At 51.6% G+C, this 24,744-nt stretch carries 21 protein-coding genes; 15 read left to right on the forward strand and 6 right to left on the reverse strand.

The annotated features are described in order from the left end of the window. Window positions 1-158 precede the first annotated feature (158 nt). From HAV38_RS00440 to HAV38_RS22050, 4 genes are all read right to left on the reverse strand, one after another. Complete coding sequence (locus tag HAV38_RS00440) at window positions 159-941, reverse strand: flagellar brake protein (protein ID WP_168051348.1); 783 nt, start codon at window positions 939-941, stop codon at window positions 159-161. Between the two features lie 113 nt (window positions 942-1,054). Then, window positions 1,055-2,116, reverse strand: a complete 1,062-nt coding sequence (locus HAV38_RS00445) for a M29 family metallopeptidase (RefSeq protein WP_375791673.1) — start codon at window positions 2,114-2,116, stop codon at window positions 1,055-1,057. Window positions 2,117-3,762: 1,646 nt separating this feature from the next. After that, window positions 3,763-4,380 (reverse strand): carboxymuconolactone decarboxylase family protein, encoded by a 618-nt coding sequence (locus HAV38_RS00450; protein ID WP_168051350.1) that lies wholly within the window; start codon window positions 4,378-4,380, stop codon window positions 3,763-3,765. Between the two features lie 183 nt (window positions 4,381-4,563). Then, the gene (locus HAV38_RS22050) at window positions 4,564-4,686 is read right to left on the reverse strand and encodes a hypothetical protein (protein WP_260326407.1); all 123 of its coding nucleotides are present in this window, start codon (window positions 4,684-4,686) and stop codon (window positions 4,564-4,566) included. A gap of 62 nt (window positions 4,687-4,748) precedes the next feature. Here HAV38_RS22050 and HAV38_RS00455 point away from each other — a divergent pair, with 62 nt between their 5' ends. From HAV38_RS00455 to HAV38_RS00495, 9 genes are all read left to right on the forward strand, one after another. Next, complete coding sequence (locus tag HAV38_RS00455) at window positions 4,749-4,907, forward strand: hypothetical protein (RefSeq protein ID WP_168051352.1); 159 nt, start codon at window positions 4,749-4,751, stop codon at window positions 4,905-4,907. Window positions 4,908-5,223: 316 nt separating this feature from the next. Then, window positions 5,224-6,159, forward strand: coding sequence for a LysR family transcriptional regulator (locus tag HAV38_RS00460; RefSeq protein ID WP_168051354.1), 936 nt, complete (start codon window positions 5,224-5,226; stop codon window positions 6,157-6,159). 572 nt (window positions 6,160-6,731) lie between these two features. Further along, window positions 6,732-8,042 (forward strand): MFS transporter, encoded by a 1,311-nt coding sequence (locus HAV38_RS00465; RefSeq protein ID WP_168051356.1) that lies wholly within the window; start codon window positions 6,732-6,734, stop codon window positions 8,040-8,042. A gap of 13 nt (window positions 8,043-8,055) precedes the next feature. Continuing rightward, the gene (gene nirB, locus HAV38_RS00470) at window positions 8,056-10,617 is read left to right on the forward strand and encodes a nitrite reductase large subunit NirB (RefSeq protein ID WP_168051358.1); all 2,562 of its coding nucleotides are present in this window, start codon (window positions 8,056-8,058) and stop codon (window positions 10,615-10,617) included. Window positions 10,618-10,747: 130 nt separating this feature from the next. Beyond that, window positions 10,748-11,095 (forward strand): nitrite reductase small subunit NirD, encoded by a 348-nt coding sequence (gene nirD, locus HAV38_RS00475; protein WP_168051360.1) that lies wholly within the window; start codon window positions 10,748-10,750, stop codon window positions 11,093-11,095. Next, complete coding sequence (locus HAV38_RS00480) at window positions 11,092-12,345, forward strand: NAD(P)/FAD-dependent oxidoreductase (RefSeq protein ID WP_168051362.1); 1,254 nt, start codon at window positions 11,092-11,094, stop codon at window positions 12,343-12,345. Before nirD ends, HAV38_RS00480 begins: the two co-directional genes overlap by 4 nt. A gap of 13 nt (window positions 12,346-12,358) precedes the next feature. Beyond that, complete coding sequence (locus HAV38_RS00485; RefSeq protein WP_375791674.1) at window positions 12,359-15,136, forward strand: nitrate reductase; 2,778 nt, start codon at window positions 12,359-12,361, stop codon at window positions 15,134-15,136. 113 nt (window positions 15,137-15,249) lie between these two features. Beyond that, entirely contained in the window at window positions 15,250-16,206 is a 957-nt protein-coding gene (locus HAV38_RS00490; RefSeq protein ID WP_168051364.1) for an alpha/beta fold hydrolase, read from the forward strand. 420 nt (window positions 16,207-16,626) lie between these two features. Continuing rightward, on the forward strand, window positions 16,627-17,508 hold the full coding sequence (locus tag HAV38_RS00495; RefSeq protein WP_245182120.1) for a hypothetical protein: 882 nt from the start codon (window positions 16,627-16,629) through the stop codon (window positions 17,506-17,508). A 38-nt stretch (window positions 17,509-17,546) separates the two neighbouring features. Here HAV38_RS00495 and HAV38_RS00500 read toward each other — a convergent pair whose 3' ends face one another. Next, a complete protein-coding gene (locus HAV38_RS00500; RefSeq protein ID WP_168051368.1) occupies window positions 17,547-18,077 on the reverse strand; it encodes an isochorismatase family protein in 531 nt (176 codons plus the stop codon). 511 nt (window positions 18,078-18,588) lie between these two features. On the opposite strand from HAV38_RS00500, the gene HAV38_RS00505 reads away from it, so the two are divergent. From HAV38_RS00505 to HAV38_RS00515, 3 genes are all read left to right on the forward strand, one after another. After that, the gene (locus HAV38_RS00505) at window positions 18,589-19,260 is read left to right on the forward strand and encodes a glutathione S-transferase (protein WP_168051370.1); all 672 of its coding nucleotides are present in this window, start codon (window positions 18,589-18,591) and stop codon (window positions 19,258-19,260) included. Between the two features lie 304 nt (window positions 19,261-19,564). Beyond that, window positions 19,565-21,058: an AMP nucleosidase gene (locus HAV38_RS00510; protein WP_168051372.1), complete on the forward strand. Its 1,494-nt coding sequence runs from the start codon at window positions 19,565-19,567 to the stop codon at window positions 21,056-21,058. Between the two features lie 110 nt (window positions 21,059-21,168). Then, window positions 21,169-21,366: a DUF1653 domain-containing protein gene (locus tag HAV38_RS00515; RefSeq protein WP_168051968.1), complete on the forward strand. Its 198-nt coding sequence runs from the start codon at window positions 21,169-21,171 to the stop codon at window positions 21,364-21,366. An 80-nt stretch (window positions 21,367-21,446) separates the two neighbouring features. Here HAV38_RS00515 and HAV38_RS00520 read toward each other — a convergent pair whose 3' ends face one another. Beyond that, window positions 21,447-22,655 carry a YbfB/YjiJ family MFS transporter gene (locus HAV38_RS00520; protein ID WP_168051970.1) on the reverse strand — a complete coding sequence of 403 codons (1,209 nt, stop codon included), beginning with the start codon at window positions 22,653-22,655 and terminating at the stop codon, window positions 21,447-21,449. A 433-nt stretch (window positions 22,656-23,088) separates the two neighbouring features. On the opposite strand from HAV38_RS00520, the gene HAV38_RS00525 reads away from it, so the two are divergent. From HAV38_RS00525 to HAV38_RS00535, 3 genes are all read left to right on the forward strand, one after another. Beyond that, window positions 23,089-23,307 carry a VF530 family protein gene (locus tag HAV38_RS00525; RefSeq protein ID WP_168051374.1) on the forward strand — a complete coding sequence of 73 codons (219 nt, stop codon included), beginning with the start codon at window positions 23,089-23,091 and terminating at the stop codon, window positions 23,305-23,307. A gap of 147 nt (window positions 23,308-23,454) precedes the next feature. Then, window positions 23,455-23,835: a glutaredoxin gene (locus HAV38_RS00530; protein ID WP_168051376.1), complete on the forward strand. Its 381-nt coding sequence runs from the start codon at window positions 23,455-23,457 to the stop codon at window positions 23,833-23,835. A 189-nt stretch (window positions 23,836-24,024) separates the two neighbouring features. After that, window positions 24,025-24,738: a transposase gene (locus tag HAV38_RS00535; protein WP_168051378.1), complete on the forward strand. Its 714-nt coding sequence runs from the start codon at window positions 24,025-24,027 to the stop codon at window positions 24,736-24,738. Window positions 24,739-24,744: the final 6 nt, after the last annotated feature.

Below are 24,744 nucleotides of genomic sequence, written 5' to 3' on the forward strand. Positions count from 1 at the left end.
AAGCATAGCCAAATTTTTTTTGAATAAATGATCTTACCAAATCCCCGGGGGATAGCGATAAAAAGCTGCGCCGTGCGAATATTTCTCGCCACGAAATAGTGGCCATCAAGTCCGGCACAGAATTTTTTATAATCGTTGTTTTGTGCCCGGTCAATGCGCTAAGCAGGCTTGCGACTCAGGTCAAGGGATGCTATCACGCGTTGTAAAATTGCTTCCTTGACTTTGGGTAGCGGAAAAAATCGGCAACCGAAGTGATGTATGGGGTCGTTGAAGGTGTGACTGTTATGGATGAAGTTGATGGTCAAATCCGTAGCTAACTCTCCCAGGTCGCGAAAATCGAATGTAGCATCGGTGAGCGTCATCCCAATGACAAGGTCACCAATAGTCGGATCGGTCGAGCGCAATCGCGCCCCCGCGAGTGAAACGTCGACAACGCAGAAAGACGCCCGACGCTGATCTGGTAGCGTAGCGGTGCACATATAAGGATTAAGGCTAGGTGTTTCAAACCGAACGTGTTCGCGCCGCTGCATGCGATACAAGCTTTCCGGCAGTTGGGATATGAATACAGGCATGCCCTCATGCACATGGCGTTCTGGCACGCCGCAAACAAATTGGACATGCGCACCGGATTGCATACCCGAAAACAGGTTTTCTCCCGATTCCTGATGTTGTTGATTTTCTATCTCGCTGTCTCCCGCCGCATAGTAAAAAACCCCAGCTCTGTCATCGACGGCCACGATACGGGTGACGATTCGCGCGCCTCGTCGGCCAAAGGAAATATCCAGAGGATCTGCATGTTGTGCCAACTGCCGGAGCAAACTGACGACGTCATTCGGATGAACGATGCGAAAGTCATCCAGTGCGGCTAGTGAAGCTTCCAGCGTGGTCGAAGGCAGGTCTATATCCGCGCCGATTTCCGGTACTGTACTAGTTGTCTTCATTTTTTTCCAAGGTTTGTGCGAACCGACTCTCGTACAAAAGGCATCGATGCCAAAAGGGTAGCGTAAATATTACCTAATTTTGGACGGTAAATATAAAAAATCTACCAATGTAATCATACTTGCCATGTGCCATTTCGGTACACGAGGGCATCGTCGAGATAGACCGCATTTGTGACGGCAAAGACATCAATGTGAAATCTGGCGTCCGCGCGCCTGATCGCGGGCTTATTATAGACGCCGTGTTTAGCCCCCAGCGACAGATGGATCCCGCACATCCTCTCATAGGTACCAATATCACTGACAAAGCGGTCCTGTGAAAACGCACGATTCATGCCAAAGCCCAGTTCGCGCAGCCAGACAGTGCCTTCTGCCGCACGAATGTTGCTCAGCACCTGGTCAAACTCAGGCGTAGCGTCAATCGCCTCCGTCACGCGGCCTTTGGTGATCACCAGCGTAATTGGTTGGGCGGGCTTATTTACCCGAAATTGCGTGTCGCCAAAAACGAAAATGCGCACGCGCCCGTTTACCGCCTCTAAATCCTGTGCTTCAGTGAAAACCTCGCCAATAGGAAATTGCCCACCGACATTTTTCATGGCGCGGTAATCACCAATATTTAGTTTGGCAGATTCAAAGGGCGAGTCGAAGATCAGGCGCTCTCCGCCGCTATCTACAATGCCGATTTTAGCGCTATCGATGCGCGTTTTCAACGCATAGCCGACATCCCGATAATACGCAGGATCGTATGCCAGCGATTCGATGTAATACAGCGCTTCACGTCCCGCCATGCGGGAAAGGTGGGGGTGTTCGATCACTTTAAGTGCCCGTTTAAACAACTCTACGCGCAAACGAAAAGCTTCAAGCCGGAAGTTGGTAGATTGAATCAATACCACCAGATCGCCAGTCGCCAGCGGCGCAAAGGCAGCCAGCACGACATGCGGCGCAACGACGTCAAAGTCGATGAAAGTCGCTGTTGGCAGACAACGCCGGTAGGCTTCAGTCAACCCCACCGCCAACGTACAGCGCTTATCAAACACTACCACGGCTGCGTGCGGCGGCGCGTGTTCAATCGCGATCGATAATATGTCGCGCAGATGCCTTGCCGCGACATCCACAGTCTCAGCAGGAAGTGCGTCAAAGGACACGGAAGGCACAGCGTTGGCAAGGGAGATCATCATCGTTTCATCGTGTCGAAATGCTGAAAATGTCACTTCAGGCGACGCGACTACGACATCATGCCATTTTCCGGGAGTTCCATTTTAATCGACAACCCGTGCCGGTGATGATTTACAGCATCAGAACGGCATAAACGGAAGAAAAACTGGAACAGGTGTGGTTAAAGGTACAGGAAATGCGCGGAGAAAAGCCTAGAGGAGAATTACGTGGGTTACATGTAGAGAGACTGTTCTGGGGGAGGGACAGATTGCATTATGGTGTAAACCGATATTGCCTCGGTCTGATCTCAAGCTGCGGGGCTAGAGAATATTGATTCTGCTTGGTGAACGTGGTGTGCCTGGAACCTCATGCCGCGCGAGAAGATACACAAAGCGCAAACACCACATGTGAGAATCAATAAACTCGGACCATCATTGCTTATCGCCAAACGGCAACTACTATCTGCATCTATTTAGGGGAACTCCTTTCTGAGGATAGTAAAATTTGTTCAACGATCCATTCGCCGCGGTGGACGCCTAAATGCATGTCGCCGACATGGAGTCCTGCACTTCAAGCATCGCTTTTGTTTCGGCTTGTCCTCTTGAGTCCGCGATCTCATTAATATTTTGCGGAGGTAATTTGCCACTCCGCACAACCACACATTTGTAAAGGCTATGGCCACCGTCTGCAGCTTGTCCTGCACCTGCTGACATAATCCCGAGAGCCAAAATTGTCAAAGAAATGGCTCGGGCCGAGCATAAATTTAATTGCATATAATTCCTAAAAAATACAACACACTGAAATACCAATTCAAATATCTCGGTAACGCATTTTATTAATTTGAGACCCTTGAAGTGGCGGAGAAGTGAATTAACTATAGCTGTCGTCAGGTAATGCGTCCAATTGTGAATGGTAATCATTAATTTATTTGAAATAGGTGTTACCTGCCCATAAAATATATGAGCGGTTGAGGTCAATATTTGCATTCATACTTTGAATTTATGTGAGTTTTATTATGTGAAGAAATTATATGGAAGAAATTCAAAGGGGAATAATTGGTGAGATATATTATGATGGAGTGCAATAAGCTTCACTAGCATCCTTACCGCATTAATATTTAAATTTTCGATAAATGTGCTCCCAGTACCGTCTCGCCAAAAAACCAGATATCCGCATGATTGAACGGGCGGCACAAATTGATTGGACCCAAATTCAAAGGATGCACATGAACAGTGGAACGGTTTCACGGGCAAAGCGCGGCACCTATCGCCAACAATAAATTTTAAACGCCGGGGGCCGAACAATCTCAGGTACATGGCTATTGCCGGGCGCGCGTGCCCATGACTTCAATACCAATCAGAATTTTTGTGTAGCGCAGATTATTTAGTGCGGAAGCCTATGCCCCTACTTAGGGCCAGCAGACGACTTACTGCCTGATGAGCGGAGCATCCGCTAACGGTGGTTGTAGCGCCAGACATTGCCAGCACTATTGTCTCCACCAGCGTAAGTATTTTGGAAGTAGGCAAAGCCCGGCTGCGAATCGATGTGCCGTCTTTCGGTTACCCACAATTTTCTGAAGTGTTCGTCAAAAAAAGCAAAGGTACAAACCAACTAAAAGCTTTTGTTGTTTGTACTTTTGCTTCGAATAAAAGTTAATTGTTAGGTAAACTTAATCGGGAAATCGTACCAACTTAACGGCCCCGGCAGGTAGTTGATATTGGGCCACATTGAGTTGCATCGCCAGTAAGGTGTAATAGGCATTAATGCCGGTGAGATCGACGATGCCTTTGTTGCCGAAGCGCTTTTCAGCCCGACTGAAAGTCGCATCGGAAACGCGTTTGTTCTTATTCAGCTCTGTCGTAAAATCGTAAACCATTTCTTCATCGTCACTCATTCCGACTGGTCGTCGGCCCGCGGCAATCGCACTAGCAATATCTGGTTTTATACCGGCCTTCATGGCGATAGGATAATGTACATACCATTCATAATCTTGCGTCCATTCCCGCGCAGTAATCAGAATCACGAGTTCGCTTAGGGTATTGCCGAGGGCAGAGTTGTAGCGCAGATAATCGCCCATAGCCCGAGCCTGGCTCATCACTTGGGGGCTGTACATCAATGGCTCAAACGGGCCAAAAACCGGTACCTTGCGCGATGCCAGAAAATCTTCGGCCGCTTTCTTTTGTTCTTCGGTATATTTTTCTGGCGCTATCGTTGGCAGGCGATTAGCGGCATGCGCGGCCGCATTGAATGCAAATGCGATAGAGAACGCGATAGCGATTTTTTTCATACTGTCCCTTTGAATTTTTTTAGTGCACTTATTTTACTTTCTTTTGGAGGACTGCTTCATATTCGGTAACGATTTTTGTGATGAAACCCAGCGAACTATATCGCGATTGCTTGCGCCAGTTCATATCATTAGCGAGATATTCCGCCATGCAAGCTTATGCAGTCGATGACTAATTCGTAGACACTAGTCCCTCAGCAGTGCGCCACCGTCGCGCAATATCTCGGGGTCCGAAGGGTGTCGATCAAGCAGTTCCGCCAACGCGCCGACGAAATGCCTTAAACGTGCGCCGTCAGGGTGATGGGACATAGCATCTTTCCTTATATTAGTAACGGAAAACTACGATCGAAACTACTGGAAACATCCAGCTTATGAGGGATGGCACCTGCTTCTGCGTAAACGTCGGCGGTATGCTGTTGCGTCTTGATGACGCTATCGTCCAATGCGATCCATTTGCTCTGGCGACGGTCCAGCGACATCTGGCGACTTCGTTGGGAGCGCCGATCAGTTCTGCTAACGTGGCAGAGTAGGCCTCCGCATGATCGTTGGACCAGCGTTGCGAACGCGCAAATCGTTGCAGAAAGTCTTGCAGCGCGGCACGTTTGATTTTGATCGCGTCGTCATGCGCAATCAGGTAGCTAAGACCAGCAAGTCTTGAAGTTTGACGAGAAAATTTTTTGTTACGAATGTTTTAGTGTGGTCATTTAGGAAATTTAGTAATAAATGAAATAAATGACAATTGTTTATCTCGACTTTCTACGAGGAAACGGGTAGATCGGGTAGCGCAGACTGCGCGTTTTCTATTAAAATTAGAAATACATTTTAGGAGGCAAAAGCCACTTTTTTATGAAAATCGATGATATAGATGCATTTGTTGCAACGGTAAGATGCCAGTCGATTAGCTTAGCGGCAGAAGCATTGCAACTAACGCAGTCGGCTATCACCCGGCGTGTACAGAATTTTGAAGAAGAACTCGGGATTGAATTGCTTGACCGAACCACCAAACCGCCGCGGCCAAATCCGATGGGCAAAGTAGTGTACGAGCAATGTCGCGTGGTCTTGCGTGAAGTCAGTGAATTGCGCGACATGGTGAGTAATGAAGTTGTACCAGCCGGTACCTTCCGCCTTGGTATTACGCAAGCGATTGGTGATGTTATATTACTGGACGCGTTAAAGCAGTTGAAGCAAACTTTTCCTGATTTAAGTACCCAGGTAGCAACCGGATGGGGCACGCAACTGGTCGCCAAAGTTGCCAATGGCGAGATGGACGCAGCGGCAGCGTTATTTCCGTCCACCAAAGTGTTGCCCGATAACGTTATCGGCGAGACGTTGGGGCGTGTCGAGCTAGTAGTCGTGGCGGCTAAAGGCACGATGACCAAGCGCAGTTATAAATTGAAAGATTGCCACACGTTCGGCTGGGTGCTAAGTCCGGATGGTTGTGGTTTTCGCGCCGTCTTGCAGCGTGCATTGACGGGCCAGGGCTTGTCGTTCAAAATCGGGCTTGAATCGTTTGGCGCTGATTTGCAGATGGGCTTGGTTGCCGCGGGACTTGGACTGGGTTTTATGCCATTGCCGCAGCTGGAGCGTAGTACCCATCGTGATAAATTGGATATCATCTCCATCAGCGATTTCAAACCCATTCTTGATATCTGGTTAATTCAATCGCGACTGCCCACGCCGCTGCAGCAAGCGGTCGACTTTTTTAGTCTATCAGTGGCGAACGCATTTGCTGATAAAAACGCTGTAGTTAATGCAAAGCCGCGGCGGCAACGCTCTGCCTGAGAGAGTTAATACCCACGCGCTAAGAGTGTAAGAATGCAGTCTAAGGGACTTAGCAAACATAGCTGGTAACGTCCCTCGCCCCAGGCTCCAACCCATGGTACCAGATCGAATGCGACATCCCGGCGGGGCGAAATAAGTGTTCGCAGTGAAAGAGGAGGCGCTTCGAACCCTCCCTTTCTTTGCTTAATCTTTTCTTCGTGTTACTTGTTTTGTACTATTAGGTATCAAGTAAAAGTTTATGCCGTATTTGCCTATTTTTGAGCAACTTCACACGCTCCCCAAAAAATAGCGCTCTCCCACCTTTCTCGCACCATTTAAATGCGGATCAAATTAAATTGATGCATTTATACCGGTAGCGTCCCGTTAAAACAATCTGGAACCGCGTCCTCTAAGGCTACAGCGTTGTGGCATGAGATTTGCTTATTAGAGATCAACAGAGTCAATGATGATTCCGTAACGATTAACTTTTACGCAAATCTAATGATGGATTTGTCAGGACAACGGCGTCCACTCAGCTAGGGTTTTATTACTCGGCAGAGTGGGCGCCTTTTTGTTTTTATGGGATAAAAAACATGACCAGCAAAGCCACCAGCATCAAACTCTTTAGCTTCAGCACGCCGCAAATGCGCGCTTTCCATTTGACCTGGATGGCCTTTTTTGCATGCTTCTTCGCATGGTTCGCCTGCGCACCGTTGATGCCCGTCATTAAGGGGCAGTTTGGTTTGACACTGGGGCAAGTGGCCAATATCAACATCGCTGCGGTTGCGGTCACGATTTTGGTCCGTTTGGTTATCGGCCCGATGTGCGACCGCTACGGTCCGCGTAAGACGTATACCGCGTTGCTGCTGATTGGCGCGATTCCTGTATTTGGCGTGGCATTTGCACAAGGCTACGAGAGCCTGTTGTTCTTCCGTCTCTGTATTGGCGCGGCTGGTGCCAGTTTCGTTGTAACGCAATATCACACCTCCGTAATGTTCGCACCAAACGTCGTCGGTACTGCCAATGCGACTTCTGCGGGGTGGGGTAACGTCGGCGGCGGTGTTGCTCAAGCGTTGATGCCATTGTTGCTGACAGCACTGTTGATGATGGGCGTGAGCGAAACCATGGGATGGCGTTTGTCCTTGCTGGTTCCGGGTGTGCTGATGGTCATCATGGGCTGCGTGTACTGGCGTTTTACGCAAGATTGCCCAGAAGGTAATTACTCGGAGATGCGCGCAAAAGGCATCGCTATTGAAGGCGGCAAAAAAGGCGGTTGGGCGAGCTTCCGTGCCGCTGGCAGTAATTACCGCGTCTGGATGCTGTTTGTCACATACGGCGCTTGTTTTGGTGTCGAACTATTTATCCATAACATCGCTGCAATTTATTACGTAGATCATTTCGGTCTGACATTAAAAGGTGCTGGACTGGCTGCGGGTAGCTTTGGTTTGCTTGCCCTGTTTGCCCGTGCCTTGGGTGGCTTCTTATCCGACAAAGTGGCGCTGCGCGGTAGTTTGAATATGCGCTCCAATTTGTTGTTCGTCCTGATGATCGGCGAGGGACTGGGCCTGCTGTGGTTTGCGCATGCAAATAGCATCACTTTAGCGATCGTTGCGATGCTGACGTTTGGTTTATTCACCCATATGGCTTGCGGTGCGACTTACGCCTTAGTGCCTTTTGTCGATCGTAAAGCGCTTGGCGGTGTCGCTGGCATCGTCGGCGCAGGCGGCAACGTGGGCGCGGTGCTGGCCGGGTTTCTGATGAAGGGCCTGGGAGATGTCCAAAACACATTGAGCTTGTTGGGGATCATGGTCACCGTTTCTGCACTGTGCGCTATAGCCGTTCGGTTTAGCGCTTCAAACAATGTCAGCGAGCAGGCATTGGTTAGCAAGACAATCACAGTATAAGGAACTGCAGATCATGAAAATTATCGTCATTGGCCACGGCATGGTGGGGCACAAATTTCTGGAAAGTCTGGCGGAGAGTCAAGACGGCGCCGCGCCACGTCTGGAAGTTACGGTATTGTGCGAAGAGCCTCGCCCTGCCTACGACCGCGTGCATCTTTCCGAATTTTTCGCTGGTAAATCGGCCGCAGACCTCTCATTGGTTCCGGAAGGTTTTTTTGAGCGCGAAAATATTTTGCTCAAGCTAAATGCCAAAGCAAGCGTAATTGATCGCGTTGCAAAGACGGTAATAGTCAGTACGGGTGAAACGCTGCATTACGACAAGTTGGTCATCGCGACCGGCTCCTATCCTTTTGTCCCGCCGGTGCCTGGCAATGATCGCAAGGACTGTTTTGTGTATCGCACTATCGAAGATCTGGAGGCGATGCTGGAATGTGGCAATCGCTCTGCGTCGGGCGTAGTTATCGGCGGCGGTTTGCTCGGTCTGGAATGCGCTAAAGCCTTGCGCGACATGGATTTGCAAACGCATGTGGTCGAATTTTCACCGCGCCTGATGGCGGTACAGGTAGATGAAGGCGGCGGTCGTGTTTTACGTTCTAAAATTGAAGATCTGGGCGTTACTGCGCACACGCAAAAAAATACAGTCAATATCGTTGATGGTGAAACCCACACGCATCGGATGAACTTCTCGGATGGTACGCATCTTGAGACGGACATGATTGTGTTCTCTGCCGGGATTCGTCCGCGCGACGAACTCGCCCGCAGTAGCGCACTTGCGGTCGGCGAGCGTGGCGGCATCATGATCAACAATAGTTGCGTGACCAGCGATCCGGACATTTACGCGATTGGCGAGTGCGCCCTATGGAATGGCAAGATATTTGGTCTGGTCGCTCCCGGCTATGACATGGCGCGCACTGCGGCCAGGCATTTGTTAGGCGGCACTGCCGAGTTCACCGGTGCAGATATGAGCACCAAATTGAAATTGATGGGCGTTGATGTGGCCAGTATCGGCGATCCGCATGGCAATGTTGCGGGCAGCCGGTCGTACCATTTCACCGACGAACGCAAACAGATTTATAAAAAAATCGTCGTCTCCGATTGCGGCAAGTATTTGCTCGGCGGTGTGATGGTAGGCGATGCCACAGAATACGGCACGCTGCTGCAAATGATGCTTAACCGCATCGAATTGCCAGAGTCGCCAGAGTTCCTGATCCTGCCGCAAGCCGACGGTAACGCCAAGCCGGGCTTAGGCGTAGATGCGTTGCCCGATGCCGCGCAAATCTGCTCTTGCAATAATGTCTCAAAGGGTGATTTGTGCGCCGCGGTGTGCGGCGGGGTCACGACTATTGGTGAACTAAAAACCTGCACTAAAGCGGGTACTTCCTGCGGCGGATGCGTGGCACTGGTCACGCAGATTATGAAGTCGGAGATGAAGAGGCAAGGTTTCGCCGTCAACAATCATGTCTGCGAACATTTTCCGTACAGCCGTCAGGAACTTTACCATTTGGTGCGATTTGAAAAAATTCATACCTTCGATGCGTTGCTGGCTAAACATGGTCACGGTTTGGGTTGCGATGTATGTAAACCCGTAGCGGCCAGTATTCTGGCTTCTTGCTGGAATGATTTCGTGCTCAATAAAGAACACGCAAGCTTGCAGGATTCGAACGATTATTTTCTTGGAAATATTCAAAAAGACGGAACTTACTCGGTCGTGCCACGTATGGCTGGCGGCGAAGTTACACCCGACGGATTGATCGCGGTTGGACAAGTCGCTAAGAAATATGGCCTGTACACCAAGGTCACTGGCGGACAACGAATTGACCTTTTTGGCGCGCGCGTTGAGCAATTGCCACCAATCTGGGAAGAGTTGATCGCAGCCGGTTTTGAGTCAGGCCATGCTTACGGCAAGTCGTTGCGAACCGTGAAATCATGCGTCGGTTCGACCTGGTGCCGTTATGGCGTTGACGACAGCATGGGTCTGGCGATCGAGCTTGAGAATCGCTACAAGGGTTTGCGTTCACCACACAAGATCAAATTCGGTGTTTCCGGTTGCACGCGTGAATGTGCAGAAGCGCAGAGTAAGGATGTCGGCGTCATCGCCACCGAAAAGGGCTGGAACTTATACGTGTGCGGCAATGGCGGTATGAAGCCACGCCACGCTGAACTGTTAGCCTCAGATCTTGACAAGGCGACGTTGATTCAGACGATCGATCGCTTCTTGATGTTTTATGTGCGTACCGCCGACCGCCTGCAACGTACCAGCGTTTGGCGCGACAATCTTGAGGGCGGTCTGGATTATCTCAAAGAAGTGATTTTGCAAGATAAGCTGAAGATTGGTGTTGAGCTTGACCGGGAAATGCAGCAAGTGGTCGATACGTATGAATGCGAATGGAAAAAAGCCGTGAGCGATCCAGAAACCCGCAAGCGCTTCCGCCATTTCGTCAACACCGATCAAGTCGATGAAAACGTCGTCTTCATGGAGGAGCGTGGGCAGATTCGTCCGGCGACTCTGGTTGAACGCTCGGCCAAAGTCATTGAGATCATCCCGATTGTACCGGTACTTGCAGAAGTTGAGTGATGCAGTTAAGTGAGGGCAGTCGAGGGTCAGGCGAAGGTTACGGGCAAGCGCAACGCCCAGCTTGCAAACAGTACCGCGTAACTGGCAACTTGCCGGATTAATTGTCTATTGAAAGTGGGAGAAAAATATTATGCATAGCGATAATCAATTAGACAGCTGGATTGCGGTCTGCGCGCTCGACGATATTGTAAAAAATACCGGTGTATGTGCACTGATTAATGGCGAGCAGGTAGCTGTATTTCATGTCAACGACGGTGAAGAGCGCGTGTTCGCCATCAGCAATTACGATCCTAATTCGCAGGCAGCGATACTGTCGCGCGGAATGGTGGGTAATCTGGGCGAGCGTATTGTCGTTGCCTCGCCAATGTATAAACAGCATTTTGATTTGCAAACCGGCGAATGCCTGGAGTACCCGGAACATTCTGTGAATGCTTATCCGACCCGGGTGATCGATGGGAAGGTCTGGGTCGGCGCATGACCAGCGCAACCGGCCACCCTAAGTCTGCCAAGCTTGCCAAACCATCGTTGGTGGTCATCGGTAACGGCATGGCTGGCATGCGCACAGTCGAAGAGTTGCAAAAAATGGCGCCGGATTTATACGATATTACCGTGTTCGGTGCCGAGCCTTATGGTAACTACAACCGCATATTATTGTCCCCGGTGCTGGCTGGCGACAAAGGTGTGGAAGACATCATGCTGCATACGCGGGAGTGGTACCAACAAAATAGCATCACCCTGCATGCGGGCGATCCGGTAGAGCACATTGATCGCCGCCGCCGCATCGTACGCTCCCGCGCTGGCGTTGAAGTCAAATACGACCGTTTGCTATTGGCGACGGGTTCTACGCCATTTATTATTCCGGTTCCTGGGCATCAGTTGCCGGGCGTTATCGCGTTTCGGGATATTCAGGATGTCGAAACCATGCTGGCTGCGGCACGCGACCATCGTCACGCGGTGATCATCGGTGGCGGTTTATTGGGTCTGGAAGCTGCCAATGGGTTGTTACGTCAGGGGATGGATGTAACGGTGGTACATGTTACCGATAGCCTGATGAATCAGCAACTGGACAAGCCCGCTTCGGCACTACTAAAAAAAGCGCTGGAGTTAAAAGGTTTCCGCTTCATGCTGGAAGCGCACACCACCGAAATCCTCGGTGCAGAACGGGTCACGGCAGTGCGCTTTAAAGATGGCACCGAGATCCCGGCAGACCTGGTAGTCATGGCAGCGGGTGTGCGTCCGAACATTGCTTTAGCCAAAAAATCCCATCTGCATTGCGAGCGTGCCATCGTCGTGGACGACACCATGCAGACCTACGATCCGCGCATTTATGCAGTAGGAGAGTGCGTACAGCATCGCGATGCAACCTTCGGCTTGGTGGCGCCCATATGGGATCAGGCCCGAGTCTGCGGCGCGCATCTCGCAGGGGCCGGGCATCGCCGTTACGTGCAACAAGCGACCGCAACCAAGCTTAAAGTGACCGGCGTTGATCTGTATTCTGCTGGCGATTTTATCGGGGGTGAGGATACTGAGGATCTGGTGCTGCGCGATCCACGCAAAGGTATTTACAAGAGACTGGTCCTGAAGGACAATCAAATTGTTGGTGCGGTATTGTATGGTGACGTTAAAGACGGCCCCTGGTACTTTGATCTGATTCAACATAAAACTGACGTGTCCTCGCTACGCAATCATTTACTATTCGGGCAAGCGCTTTGCGTGCAAGCCGCCTGATGAGGAACCTACCGTGAATTTGTCCCAGCCTCCGCAATCAGTCGTGCAATCCGCTTTCAATGGTGCGCCTGACCCACAACCAGTATCAACGACTTGCCCGTATTGCGGCGTTGGTTGTGGTGTGGCCGCGACGCTGCTTGCCGATGGCAAAGTGACGATTGCCGGCGACCAGAACCATCCCGCCAATAAAGGTAGATTGTGCGTCAAAGGTTCGGCGTTGGACGAAACAGTAGATTTAAATGGTCGCTTGTTATATCCGCAAATCAGGGACGCCGTCAGCAATACGATGGCGCGCGCAAGCTGGGATCAGGCGCTGGATAAAGTTGCGCAAGGATTCAATGACATCATCGCGCGGCACGGTCCAAACGCCGTTGCGTTCTATGTATCCGGTCAGTTACTGACCGAGGATTACTACATCGCCAACAAGTTGATGAAGGGCTACATCGGCAGCGCTAACATCGACACCAATTCCCGCTTGTGCATGTCGTCCGCAGTGGCGGGACACAAGCGCGCATTCGGCGAGGATTTGGTACCTGTCTGCTATGAGGATCTGGAGTTGGCGGACTTGGTGGTGCTGGTCGGCTCTAACACGGCGTGGTGCCATCCGATTTTGTTTCAGCGCATTACCACAATCAAAGAAACCCGGCCCGATGTGAAGATCGTCGTGATCGATCCGCGCCGTACTGCGACCTGTGAGTCGGCTGATTTGCATTTGCCGGTTAAGCAGGGCACCGATGTCTGGTTGTTCAATGGCTTATTACATTACCTGTCGCAAAACGGCCTGACCGATAGCGGCTTTGTCGATAACCATACCAATGGTGTAAGTGGCGCGCTGAGCGCTGCTGAAGCCAGCAGTGCTGAGTTGATGACAGTCGCCAAAATCTGCAAAATAGATCCAAACGATTTGCTCACGTTTTACCATTTATTTGCGAGTACAAAAAAAGTCATCACCGCTTTTTCGCAAGGCGTAAATCAGTCCTCAGCCGGTACCGATAAAGTCAACAGCATCATCAACTGTCATTTGATTAGCGGGCGTATCGGCCAGCCCGGCATGGGTCCTTTTTCCATCACCGGACAACCCAATGCCATGGGTGGCCGTGAAGTCGGTGGTTTGGCGAACATGTTGGCGGCGCATATGGAGTTGGACAATCCGACCCATCGCCAGACGGTCCGCACATTCTGGGATTCGCCCGCGATTGCAGATAAGCCCGGTTTGAAAGCGGTTGATCTATTTCAGGCCATCGAACAAGGCACCGTAAAAGCGATATGGATAATCGCAACCAATCCACTGGTCAGTTTGCCTGATGCCAATCAGGTCCAACGCGCGTTGCTGGCGTGCGAGCTGGTGGTTGCTTCAGATATTATTGAAAAAACCGATACCAACGCCTTTGCGCACGTATTACTACCTGCGCTTGGTTGGGGCGAAAAAGACGGTACCGTGACCAACTCGGAGCGCTGCATCTCACGTCAGCGTGGGTTCTTACCTGTGCCGGGAGAGGCGCGACCAGACTGGCAGGCATTGTGCGACGTGGCGCAGCGCATGGGTTTTGATGGTTTTGGTTTTAACAGTGCCCATGAAATTTTTGATGAACACGCACGGTTGAGTACGTTTTGTAATGGCGCGGCAGAAGGCGATTTTACGCCGCGCGTATTCAATCTGGCAGGGCTAGTCGGCATGGACAGCTTGCAATATAACGGTTTATCACCAATTCAATGGCCCGTCTTGCGCGATGCCTCGGGAGAACTGCGCAGCACGCAACGCCTGTTAACGGACAACCGCTATTCTCATCCTGACGGCAAAGCGCGCTTTATCGCGACTCCGCCGCGAGCACCGGTTCACGCCACGGATGAAGACTTTCCGCTAGCCCTTAATACGGGGCGCGTCCGCGATCAGTGGCACACCATGACGCGTACCGGCAAGTCGGCCAAGCTGGCGGATCATGTGCCGGAAGCTTTTATCGACATGCATCCGCAAGATGCGCTGTTATACGGTGTGCGCGAAGGAAGTCTGGCCCGGGTGTCCTCTAAATGGGGCGCGATGGTGGCCCGCGTGCAACATGGCGGCGGAATCGGGCGCGGTAGTTTGTTTGTACCTATCCATTGGAGCAATCAATCGGCGTCCGATGCGCGCATTGGTGCGGTGGTTAATCCGGTAGTCGATCCGGTCTCCGGCGAGCCTGAGTTCAAGCATACACCGGTGCGGGTCGAAGATTTTCCGGTGGCATGGCATGGTTTTGTGCTGAGCCGGGAAGAGGTTGCGATGGCAGGCGTGACACATTGGACCCGGATTCAGGGGCGTACTTTTGCGCGTTACGAGCTTGCTGGCCGAAACATCATTGCTGACCATAATAAATGGGTGCGCGAGTTGTTGAACCTTGACGATCCGGATGCGGATTGGCTTGAATACGCTGATAAGACTGCTGGGGTGTACCGTGCCGCCCATCTGATTAACGATCAAATTGAAACCTGCGTGTTTATCTCACCACGGCCAGATTTGCCGTCGCGTGCCTGGTTGGCGAGCCTATTTGCGAAGGATCAGCTAGAAGACGCGGACCGCGTTGGCCTGTTGATCGGTCAGCCTATTGAGAAGGGCGCGGATGCGGGACCGACGGTCTGCTCTTGTTTCGGCGTGGGACGCAATACCATTTGCAATGCTATTCGTGAGCAAGGGTTGACCACGGTGGTACAGGTGACGAGTTGCCTGAAGGCGGGCGGAAACTGTGGATCGTGCGTGCCCGAAATTAAAAAATTACTCGCCACCACGTTGGTAGAAGAAGCCGCAACGCAGTAACTTTCGAGGTTTACGCTGATAGGGCCTGCGCTCTGTTGCTGCCTTTGCTTTGTCCTATTGCCTGATTTTAGCGTGGTCGTTGCATTGCAGCGCGGCCCCGTTAGAATAGCGCCATGAGATCCTCCGCTTTCTACCCATTGCAAAATCCTTTTAATGACGGTTATTGTGACGTTGGACAAGGGCATCGCCTTTGGTATGCACAATACGGCAATCCCGACGGCATCCCATTGTTATGGTTGCATGGCGGCCCGGGCAGCGGCAGTAGCCCGCGCCATCAGATATTTGCCGATCCCTCGTTATATCGACTTGTGCTATGTGATCAGCGTGGCTGTGGACGCAGCACGCCGGGTGGTGCGATAGCCGACAACGACACAGCGCGACTGGTGCAGGATATAGAAGATTTACGTTTGCATCTGGGACTTGGCAAGGTGTTGTTAGGAGGCGGTTCCTGGGGCGCTGGTCTGGCGCTGGCGTATGCGCAGCCTTGGCGCTCGTCCTTGCTAGGGTTGATATTACGCGCACCTTTTCTGGCAGGAAAGAACGATATTCAACGCTTTTTTCAGCCTGCTGCCGATGTTGCCGGTGATGCATGGAAAGCTTTCGCCCACCACGCACCGGCGACCGAACGAGCGCATTTGCTGGGCTATATCGCGGCGCAATTATCTGTAGACAGTCCGGGTGCAGCGATATGGGCGCAAGCGTGGCGCGACTATGAGCGGCAGTTGGCGCAGCCAGACGCGAGCGACGTAACGTCCACGCCTGCGCCAGCGGAACTGCAGCGCTTATTATCACGCTACCGTGTGCAATCACATTACTTAATCAATCACTGTTTTCTTGACGAAGCAGATTTACTACGAGCATCCGCCGACTTGACCGGTTTGCCGGTGGTAATCCTCCAAGGTCAAAGTGATCAAGTCTGCGATCCCGATAACGCGTTGCGCCTTCATGCGCACATTCCGGGGAGTCGGCTAAAAATAGTTGTCGGGGGGCATGATCCATTTCAACCCGAGATGGCGATGGCCTTGTTAGACGCGTTAAACTGTTTTGCCCGACATACCCGGTTCGATTGATTTGAACTGTGAAACCGTTCCGCCCTGGCTTTGGGGAAAGAAAATTTTGCTCTAAAGCGTGGGATCGTTATCTTCGTCGCGGTATGATCTTGTTGATCGCAAGTTGATCGCAAGTTGATGACGAGGCGTGGGAATCCGAATCCATGCCGCTTTACCGCAATTTTGTCCCAGATCATCCTTTCTACATTGAAAAATGACAGTCAACGTCGTGACTTTATGCGGGTAGCGCTCTTCCGGTAGCTGTATTTGGTCGGAGAGATGGCGCCTTATCCAATAAGCGCAGTAACGCCGTATACATAATGTTTCACAATTTAACGTGAAGAAGAGGGAAGTATTGTTTAAAATCCGGTTTGGATTGATTTTATTAAGGTCGGATCATTGCATCGTCCGTCATAACGACGTCCGACAAACACCGCTAAAGTGAGTAAAAAGACAATGCAGTTAAGCAGTTCGCTGAGAACACGTGCACGGCGCAGGACAGTGATCGGTATTGCCTTGTCGGTATTACTTCATATCGGCCTGTTCACGTTTATCTGGTTTCAGATGGACGAAGTGGTGCCGCCAGCCAAGCCGGATGCCGAACCGCTGGTCGTCTCGTTACTTAAAAGCAAGCAGGACACCCAGACAAGAGTGGTCTCCGTGCCTAAGGAGAAACCCGCAGCGCGGCATCCGCCAGCCAAACCGGTGGTGCGTCCAAAAGTGCCGCCTAAAGTAGCAACAAGTCCGCCACGTCGCCCTTCCCGGTCAACGCCGCCGCCCCCGCTGGCACCAGAACCTTCACCGTTGCAGGCCACTACGCCTTCGGCGATTAAACCTGCGCCGCCTGGGGTGGATATGAGCACGATGCTGGATGCTGCGCGTAACCGACGCCGTGCAGAAGCCGAAGCCGAGGGACGGCCCGATCCTGATCCGGGCGCGCCCGCAGAAAGTAACGGACCAGCCGACAATTCTGTGGCGATGGCTAATATTAAATTTATGGCACGTAAAGGCGAGGGTGGCGGCGGTGTGTTTCAGATCACCAGCAAAGGCCCGCGTGTTGCGCGTTACGTATTTCGCGGTTGGGGTGCTAACCGGTTAGAGAGCCAGCGCCAGACGATCGAGGTGGACGCTGGCCTGAATGGCGATGTTGATCTGGCGATTATAAGAAGCATGATCAAATTAATCCGCAAACGTTATCCCGGCGACTTCGAGTGGGACTCGCAACGATTGGGACGCGTGGTAACGCTTTCGGCAAAAGAGGACAACCAGCAGGGTTTGGAAAACTTCTTGATGCAAGAATTTTTTAGTACACGTTCACGCTGATCAACGTCGCTTAAGTGTCATTAAATATTACCCAACGACTATTTGATTAGCGGCAATATTTGCCTGAAAGCCGGATGTTCGCTGCTGCGCACCCATTCGTAAGCCACCATCTCAACCGTGACCATTTCCGCGCCCGCCTGTTGCAAGCGCACCAGGGCCGTGTCGCGGTCGCTGGCCTTGCGCGAGCCGACTGCATCCGTCACGACCCGCACTACAAAACCATGCGCAAGTAAACCGAGCGCAGTTTGCAGCATGCAGATGTGCGCTTCGCATCCGGCAATCATGATTTGTCGGCGGGTGCGGGGCAGCACGCCTGGCAAACCGTCAGCGCACGCGTTGAAATGGACTTTGCTGACCGTTTTTTCGCACAGAAGCTTGATCGCTTCTTCATTTCCGCCAAGCTTGGCAGGGCTTTGTTCTGTACCGATGATCGGCACATGGAGCAATTTGGCGATTTGTCCTAACCGAACCGCTTGCGCTGTTACGCGCTCACCCTCATGAATGGCGGGCATCAGGCGCGACTGAAAATCTACTAAAAGCAGGGTGGATTTTTCGACTTCGATTAACATCTTGACCCCCTTGGTTTTGTCGTTCTGGTTGTTTTTCGGCTATTTTTTTACTTATCGTGTTGCTTTTGGATTGCCCTCGCACGCTAAAATTGCGTGGCGGACGGCACCAGCCAGTTGTTTTTTATTATAGGACTTCCGCATAATCGTCACACCGATTTTTTATTTTTATAATTGGCATGGTTCAAGCCGGATTCGACCGCACCATTGGCGACTCTGCCCGGCCATTTTCTTTGAAGACATTTGTCGACTCATGCCAGCCGATATTGCGATAATGTTGTGGTGATAATCTTCGAACTGTTTCCCTACGTACTTCGTTGGCACCTCGATTGGTACCTCATTACGTACATCTCTGCTTGCCTGTATGGCGATTTGTCTAATGGTGCGCGTAACGCCAAATCATTGCGGTCGACCGCGCTTGGTGCAAAAGCAGGTTGCGATGGCATAATCAGGCACGCGGTCAATTTTATGTGGCCACCACGCAATGCCACTCACTTCATTGGAATACCGGGCTATGATAACTGTGCACCATCTGAATAATTCACGCTCGCAGCGTGTCCTCTGGCTGCTGGAAGAACTTGGCCTGGAATACGAAGTAAAACGCTATCAGCGCAATCCAAAAACCATGCTGGCACCGGCCTCCTTGCGCGCCATTCATCCGCTGGGCAAGTCGCCGGTCATCACCGATGGCGATAGCACGGTTGCAGAGTCGGGCGCGATCGTCGAATATCTGATCCAGCAATATGGCGACGGACGTCTGATACCAGCAGTGGGTACCAAGGAGCGCCAGCGCTACACCTATTGGCTACATTATGCCGAGGGTTCTGCCATGCCGCTGCTGGTGATGAAGCTGATTTTCGGCCGACTCGCCATGCCACCGATGCCAGCACTGTTACGTCCGTTCGCTCGCCTGATATCTGGCGGCGTGCAAAAGAGCTACATCGACCCGCAACTAGTAACGCATCTGCGTTTTATGGAAGAGGAACTGGCAAAATCTACGTGGTTTGCCGGTGATGATTTTACTGCTGCGGATATTCAAATGAGTTTTCCTCTAGAGGCCGCGAGTATGCGCGCCGGTCTGGACAGCTCGCAGCCTCTGCTAATGGCGTTTTTAAAGCGAATTCATGCACGGCCCGCGTATTTGCGCGCGCTTGAACGCGGTGGCAAATATGACTTTGCGCAATGATCATTAGCTGGGACGCGCAGATAATTTAGCCAGTGGTAATTCGCACATAATGTCGTGTTTGTTCAAACATTTTTTGCCATACAAATTAATGGCATCAATGACATCAATGACAATAACCATCAAAAACCACCGCCGACGATGACTAAATTTAACTTAAGTCGCACAGGTGCTATTCGATTCTGCGCAATCCCAGTAGAATAAAAAAACAGGCGGCCGAATCTGCTCCGTTCGGTCGTGCCTATGCATTGGATAGAATTTTCTATCATTTGACCTGTCAAAGTTTTCAGGCATCCAAGGAGAAGCAATGTTCAAAACTGAAAAGTTTACTGACCCGCAAGCCGCCGTGGATCGCGTGTGCGCCATCTACGAACAAAACACCGGCTTACTACGCGATGCTTTTAAGCGGTTCTCAAACGGAGAAGTTTTGCCGGGCCGGGTCCGCGCCTGTTATCCGTTTGTACGGATCACGACAGAATTCAACACGCGTGCAGATACCCGACAATCGTTTGGTTTTGTTGCCGGCCCCGGCATCTACCAAACGACGTTAACGCGCCCATCGTTATATGCCAATTATCTTGTCGCGCAGTTTAAACTGCTACGCGATAACCACGACGTGCCGCTGGAAATAGGTATCAGCGACTTGCCGATTCCAGTGCACTTTGCTTTCTCAGAAGGCATACATGTAGAGGGCAATCTGGACCCGGAACATCTGCGCCATCTTCCCGATGTTTTCGATTTGCCCGATCTGGCCTCAATGGATGATCGTATCGTCAACGGTACTTATCAACCGCAACCGGGCGAGCCGAATCCGCTGGCGTTATTTAGCGCGCCGCGCATTGATTACTCATTGCATCGTCTGAAGCATTACACCGCAACCTCGCCAGACCGGTTTCAGCGTTACGTCCTGTTCACCAACTATGCATTTTACGTGGATGAATTTATTCGTATGGGACGTGAGCTGATGCAGGCGTCCAGCGATCCCGAACAACGCGCCTATCGCCAGCAATATACGGCGTTTGTCGAGCCTGGGGACCTGACCACCTGGAACGCGAACCTTGATGACCTGCCATCTGATCGCAAAATTACCGGTATTGCGCCTGCGCGGCAACCGCAAATGCCCGCCTACCATTTGCAGCGCAGTGACGGCACCGGCATTACATTGATCAATATCGGCGTTGGGCCGTCCAACGCCAAAACCATTACCGATCACGTCGCTGTATTGCGCCCGCATGGTTGGATCATGCTCGGTCATTGCGCCGGTCTGGCGGCATCGCAACGGATGGGCGATTACGTGCTGGCGCATGCATATGTGCGCGACGATCACGTACTTGATGACGACTTGCCTTTGTGGGTGCCGATTCCCGCGCTGGCGGAAGTGCAGCTGGCTTTGCAAGATGCGGTGGCGCATATCACGCAGTTGGAGGGATATGAACTTAAGCGCATCATGCGTACGGGCACCGTCGCATCGGTCGATGATCGGAACTGGGAGTTGCGCGATCACAGAGTGCCGTTATTGCGCTTCAACCAAAGCCGTAGCATTGCGCTGGATATGGAGAGCGCTACCGTTGCCGCGAACGGGTTCCGGTTTCGGGTGCCTTACGGAACCTTGCTATGTGTCTCCGATAAGCCGCTGCATGGCGAGATAAAATTGCCTGGAATGGCCAACCGGTTTTACGAACAGCGCGTTAACCAGCATCTTAAAATAGGTATCAAGGCCTTGGAGCTATTGCGTCATCAAGGTGTGGAGCAAGTACATAGTCGCAAGTTGCGGAGCTTTAGTGAGCCTGCGTTCCGCTAATTATGCGGATTGCAGCAAACCGGCAATTGACGCATTCAGGCCCGGTACATGTGGCCGAATGTGTCCGATTGCCCAGAATTTAATCCGCATAGAATATGAAAGGACGACAGATGCAGTATCGGCATTTTAAAGGCGGCGTATATGATTTTATCTGTGAGGCCACGTTAGAGTCAGACCCCAGCGTGACAATGATCGTGTATAAGGCTGCCAATGGTTCGATCTGGACGCGGCCCCGTAGCGTGTTCTTTGAGCAGATTGAACATGACGGAAAAATGACGCAGCGTTTTGAACCGATAGTGACAGGTTGAGCGATAGCGCTTGTCAGGCGTATAAAGATAGGCGGATAAAGAATCCTGGCAGATGGTTTTGTCAGGATTTATTTTTTTCGTTAATGACTTGCCTCACGTAAGTCTGGTCTTAATGTGCGGGTTTTGTTATACATCATTCCAAACAGGGCGGCACCGATTAATAACGTGACGGCAGCAACGCTCAGCGATGCCGTGAATGTCCCCGTGCGCTTTACCATGTAGGTAGCCAGCGGTGGTCCGATAATCTGGCCCAGTCCATATACTGCGGTCAGCCAGCCCATCAGAGCACGGGCATGATCTGCATACAATCGGCGCGCTTCACGCATCGCAAATAAAGTGATGGCCGTAAACGGTAAACCAAGAAGTATGCATCCCAGCGCAAATCCGAACACAGTTGGGTAGGCAACTCCCATCATGACACCTAACGCCTGCATGACATAACAGATAGCTAGCAACAACCGGTTGTCGCAACGCGCCGGAATTTTGGTCGCCAGCAATGCGCCGATGGAGATGCCGACGCCGAATAACGGCCAAAGCAAATCCGGCCAATGTGAATTGGGCAATGCCAGTCGGGCAATGACGGGTAAGAAAGTGGCGGTAATGATATAGCCGAATCCACCTACGCCGTAGACTAGCACTAGCTGTATAGACTGGCGTTTCACCTGCCGCGGTTCCAATTGATGGGCGTTCGAGGCGGCTGGTGCCGATATGCTGGACGACGTGGAGAAGGTCCGCCATACGCTGGCGCTAAGGAGGGCGGCCAGCGCTGCAAATAGTAGCCAGCCGCTCGCTGCGGACCATTCGTGCGCGACCATTGTGCTGGCGGGCAAGCCGGTGAGTAAAATGCCCACACCGGGGCCGCAATAAATGATTCCGCCTAACGCCGGTAAGCGGAGCTGTGCTAATCGTTGCAGACACCAGCCAGAGGCAAATACAAATACGACGGAACTGGTGATGCCCGAGAGCGTACGTAACAGCATCAGCATCAGCATCAGCAACCGCACATCCGGCGCATACGTTAGCCCCATCCCAAGCGTTAGCAGAATGGTCGCGACTAAACCTGATTTGATAAAGTATGTCGGATTGCCGCGCAATATGACGCACAGTAGCGCGCCGACGAAATACCCGACATAGTTTGCCGTTGCCAGCCAGCCGCCCGTGTTCAGGTCAACTATGCCGTCGTGTAGCATCATCGGTAACAGGGGCGTGAAAGCAAAGCGGCCAATGCCCATGGCAACGGCCAGCGTCAGTGTGCCGGATAGCGCGACGCGCCAGGCTTGCTTATGCATTGCTGCGGATGGCAATTCTGGACTGGCCGTCAGCGAAGTGAGTGATACCTTCGATGCGTTCGTTGGGTTTGATGTTTCCGATGTCGCTGATTTGACCGATGTAAAATTAGACACTATTTACCTTCCCGCTGCCTGGTACCGCCGAGGAGGGCGGATGTTTGTTCTGCGCTAACGCCTTCGTGAGTGTTGATGTTGACATACGGCATTGTAATGCTCCGGATATTGATCTTGCGGGATGGTATTCATCTTACATTGACAAAAGACTTCTTAAAAATGAATAATCGGGGAAATAGCCAGCGCGACGTATTTTCATCGTTGCCTTTCGTCGCGGGTAAGAGGGTTTGATTAAACAATCCAGAGGGACGTAGTATTAACCTGCGCAGGCCTTCTATCCAGCAATCGAAAAAATCTCCACAAATTCACACAAACAATCATGTCCTCAGAAAACCAACAAAATCCGTTGCACGGTATAACCCTTGAAAATATATTAATCGCGCTAGTCGATCATTATGGCTGGGAAAAATTAGGCAAGCTGATCGATATCCGCTGTTTTCAAAGTGATCCCAGTATTAAGTCCAGCCTGACGTTTCTCAGAAAAACGCCTTGGGCGCGAGAAAAAGTTGAAGCGCTCTTCAGTAATTTAAAAATGTAAATAGCTTTCCTGATGAGTATAGGGAGCAACCGCGTGGGGGTTCGATTGGTCTGAATATTCGACGGGATGCGGCGGCTATGAAAAATCCCTCACTCCGGGTACTCTAGCTCATTAGCGTTTATGCATATTTGCCAAAAGGAGTTTGAAATGGGACGCAACATTCTTGATGAGTCACGCATTCATCCCGCTATTCGGGACAAAATATCTCGGGACAACGCCGATATAGTGCTAGAGGTGAAGGCTGCGGTCGCCACGCATGCAGTCGTGGTGGTCGGTATGGCGCAAAATCCTTTCCCCCGGAAGGCGCGTAAGGCACTGGACGCGCTTGGGACACCCTATAAATATCTCGAATATGGCAGCTACCTCTCCGGTTGGAGGCGTCGTAATGCGTTAAAAATGTGGACGGGCTGGGGCACCTTTCCTATGGTGTTTGTGCGCGGCACGTTAATTGGCGGCGCCCATGAACTTCAGCTTCTGATTGCAGACGGAAGTTTTAAACGTATGCTCGTAGCCGGGCAAACCGAATAGAAATTCAAACAATTGCACCACCGGAAATTAGCCACAGAGCGTAAGCTTACGGCGCAGCCTGACGTGAAGCAAGTATTTGGATAAGCGCTAAATGCCGACCAAGGCCTGTACGGCTCGCTTCAACGTATTTAAGTAGGGTCAGAGTCGTCGGTTGAGATAAAATAATTTAATTCAACCGATATTGCGCTTATGGCCCGTTTAGCCCGTCTCGTCGTTCCCCACCAACCCCATTATTTGATCCAGCGCGGTATCGACCAACAATTGATTTTTCGCGATACTCAGGATCACGTCGCGTTTTATGACTGGTTACGTCTTGCCGCCCGGCAGTTCAAAGTAGCGATTCACGCCTACGTTTTAATGGGAAATCAGGTGCAAATGTTGGCCACGCCAGCAGATGCGCAGGGGTTAGCGCGCATGATGCAATGGGTGGGCCGCTACTACGTTCCGTATTTTAATCAAAAATACACGCGGATCGGGACGCTCTGGCAAAGTCGTTACAAAGCCGCGGTGATCGATCCCGAGCAATACTTGATGAAATGCAGTCTGGCGATTGATTGCCATCCGGTACATGAGGGCTTGGTGGCGTCACCTGAACAATTTCACTGGTCCAGCTACTTACACCATATCGGTAGCAAGCAGGATCCGATCATTACCGATCATCCTCTGTACTGGGCGTTGGGAAATACGCCGTTCGATCGCGAGGCAACCTATAAAGAACTGATGGAGCAAGCGCTTACGCTGCCTTGGGACGACGGATTGGTAAGCGCGGTCGGAAAAGGCTGGGTGCTTGGGTCTGAGGCCTTCAAGTTCAGACTGGAGCAACAATGTAATCAGCGTGTGCGCCCTGCGCGGAGGGGGCGCCCTTTCAAAACCTTGGTAACCCTTGCCGATGTACCAAAATGATCACGC

Origin of the sequence: Glaciimonas immobilis, assembly GCF_011947285.1 — a bacterium.
In the GTDB taxonomy this organism is placed as follows: Bacteria; Pseudomonadota; Gammaproteobacteria; order Burkholderiales; family Burkholderiaceae_D; genus Glaciimonas; species Glaciimonas immobilis.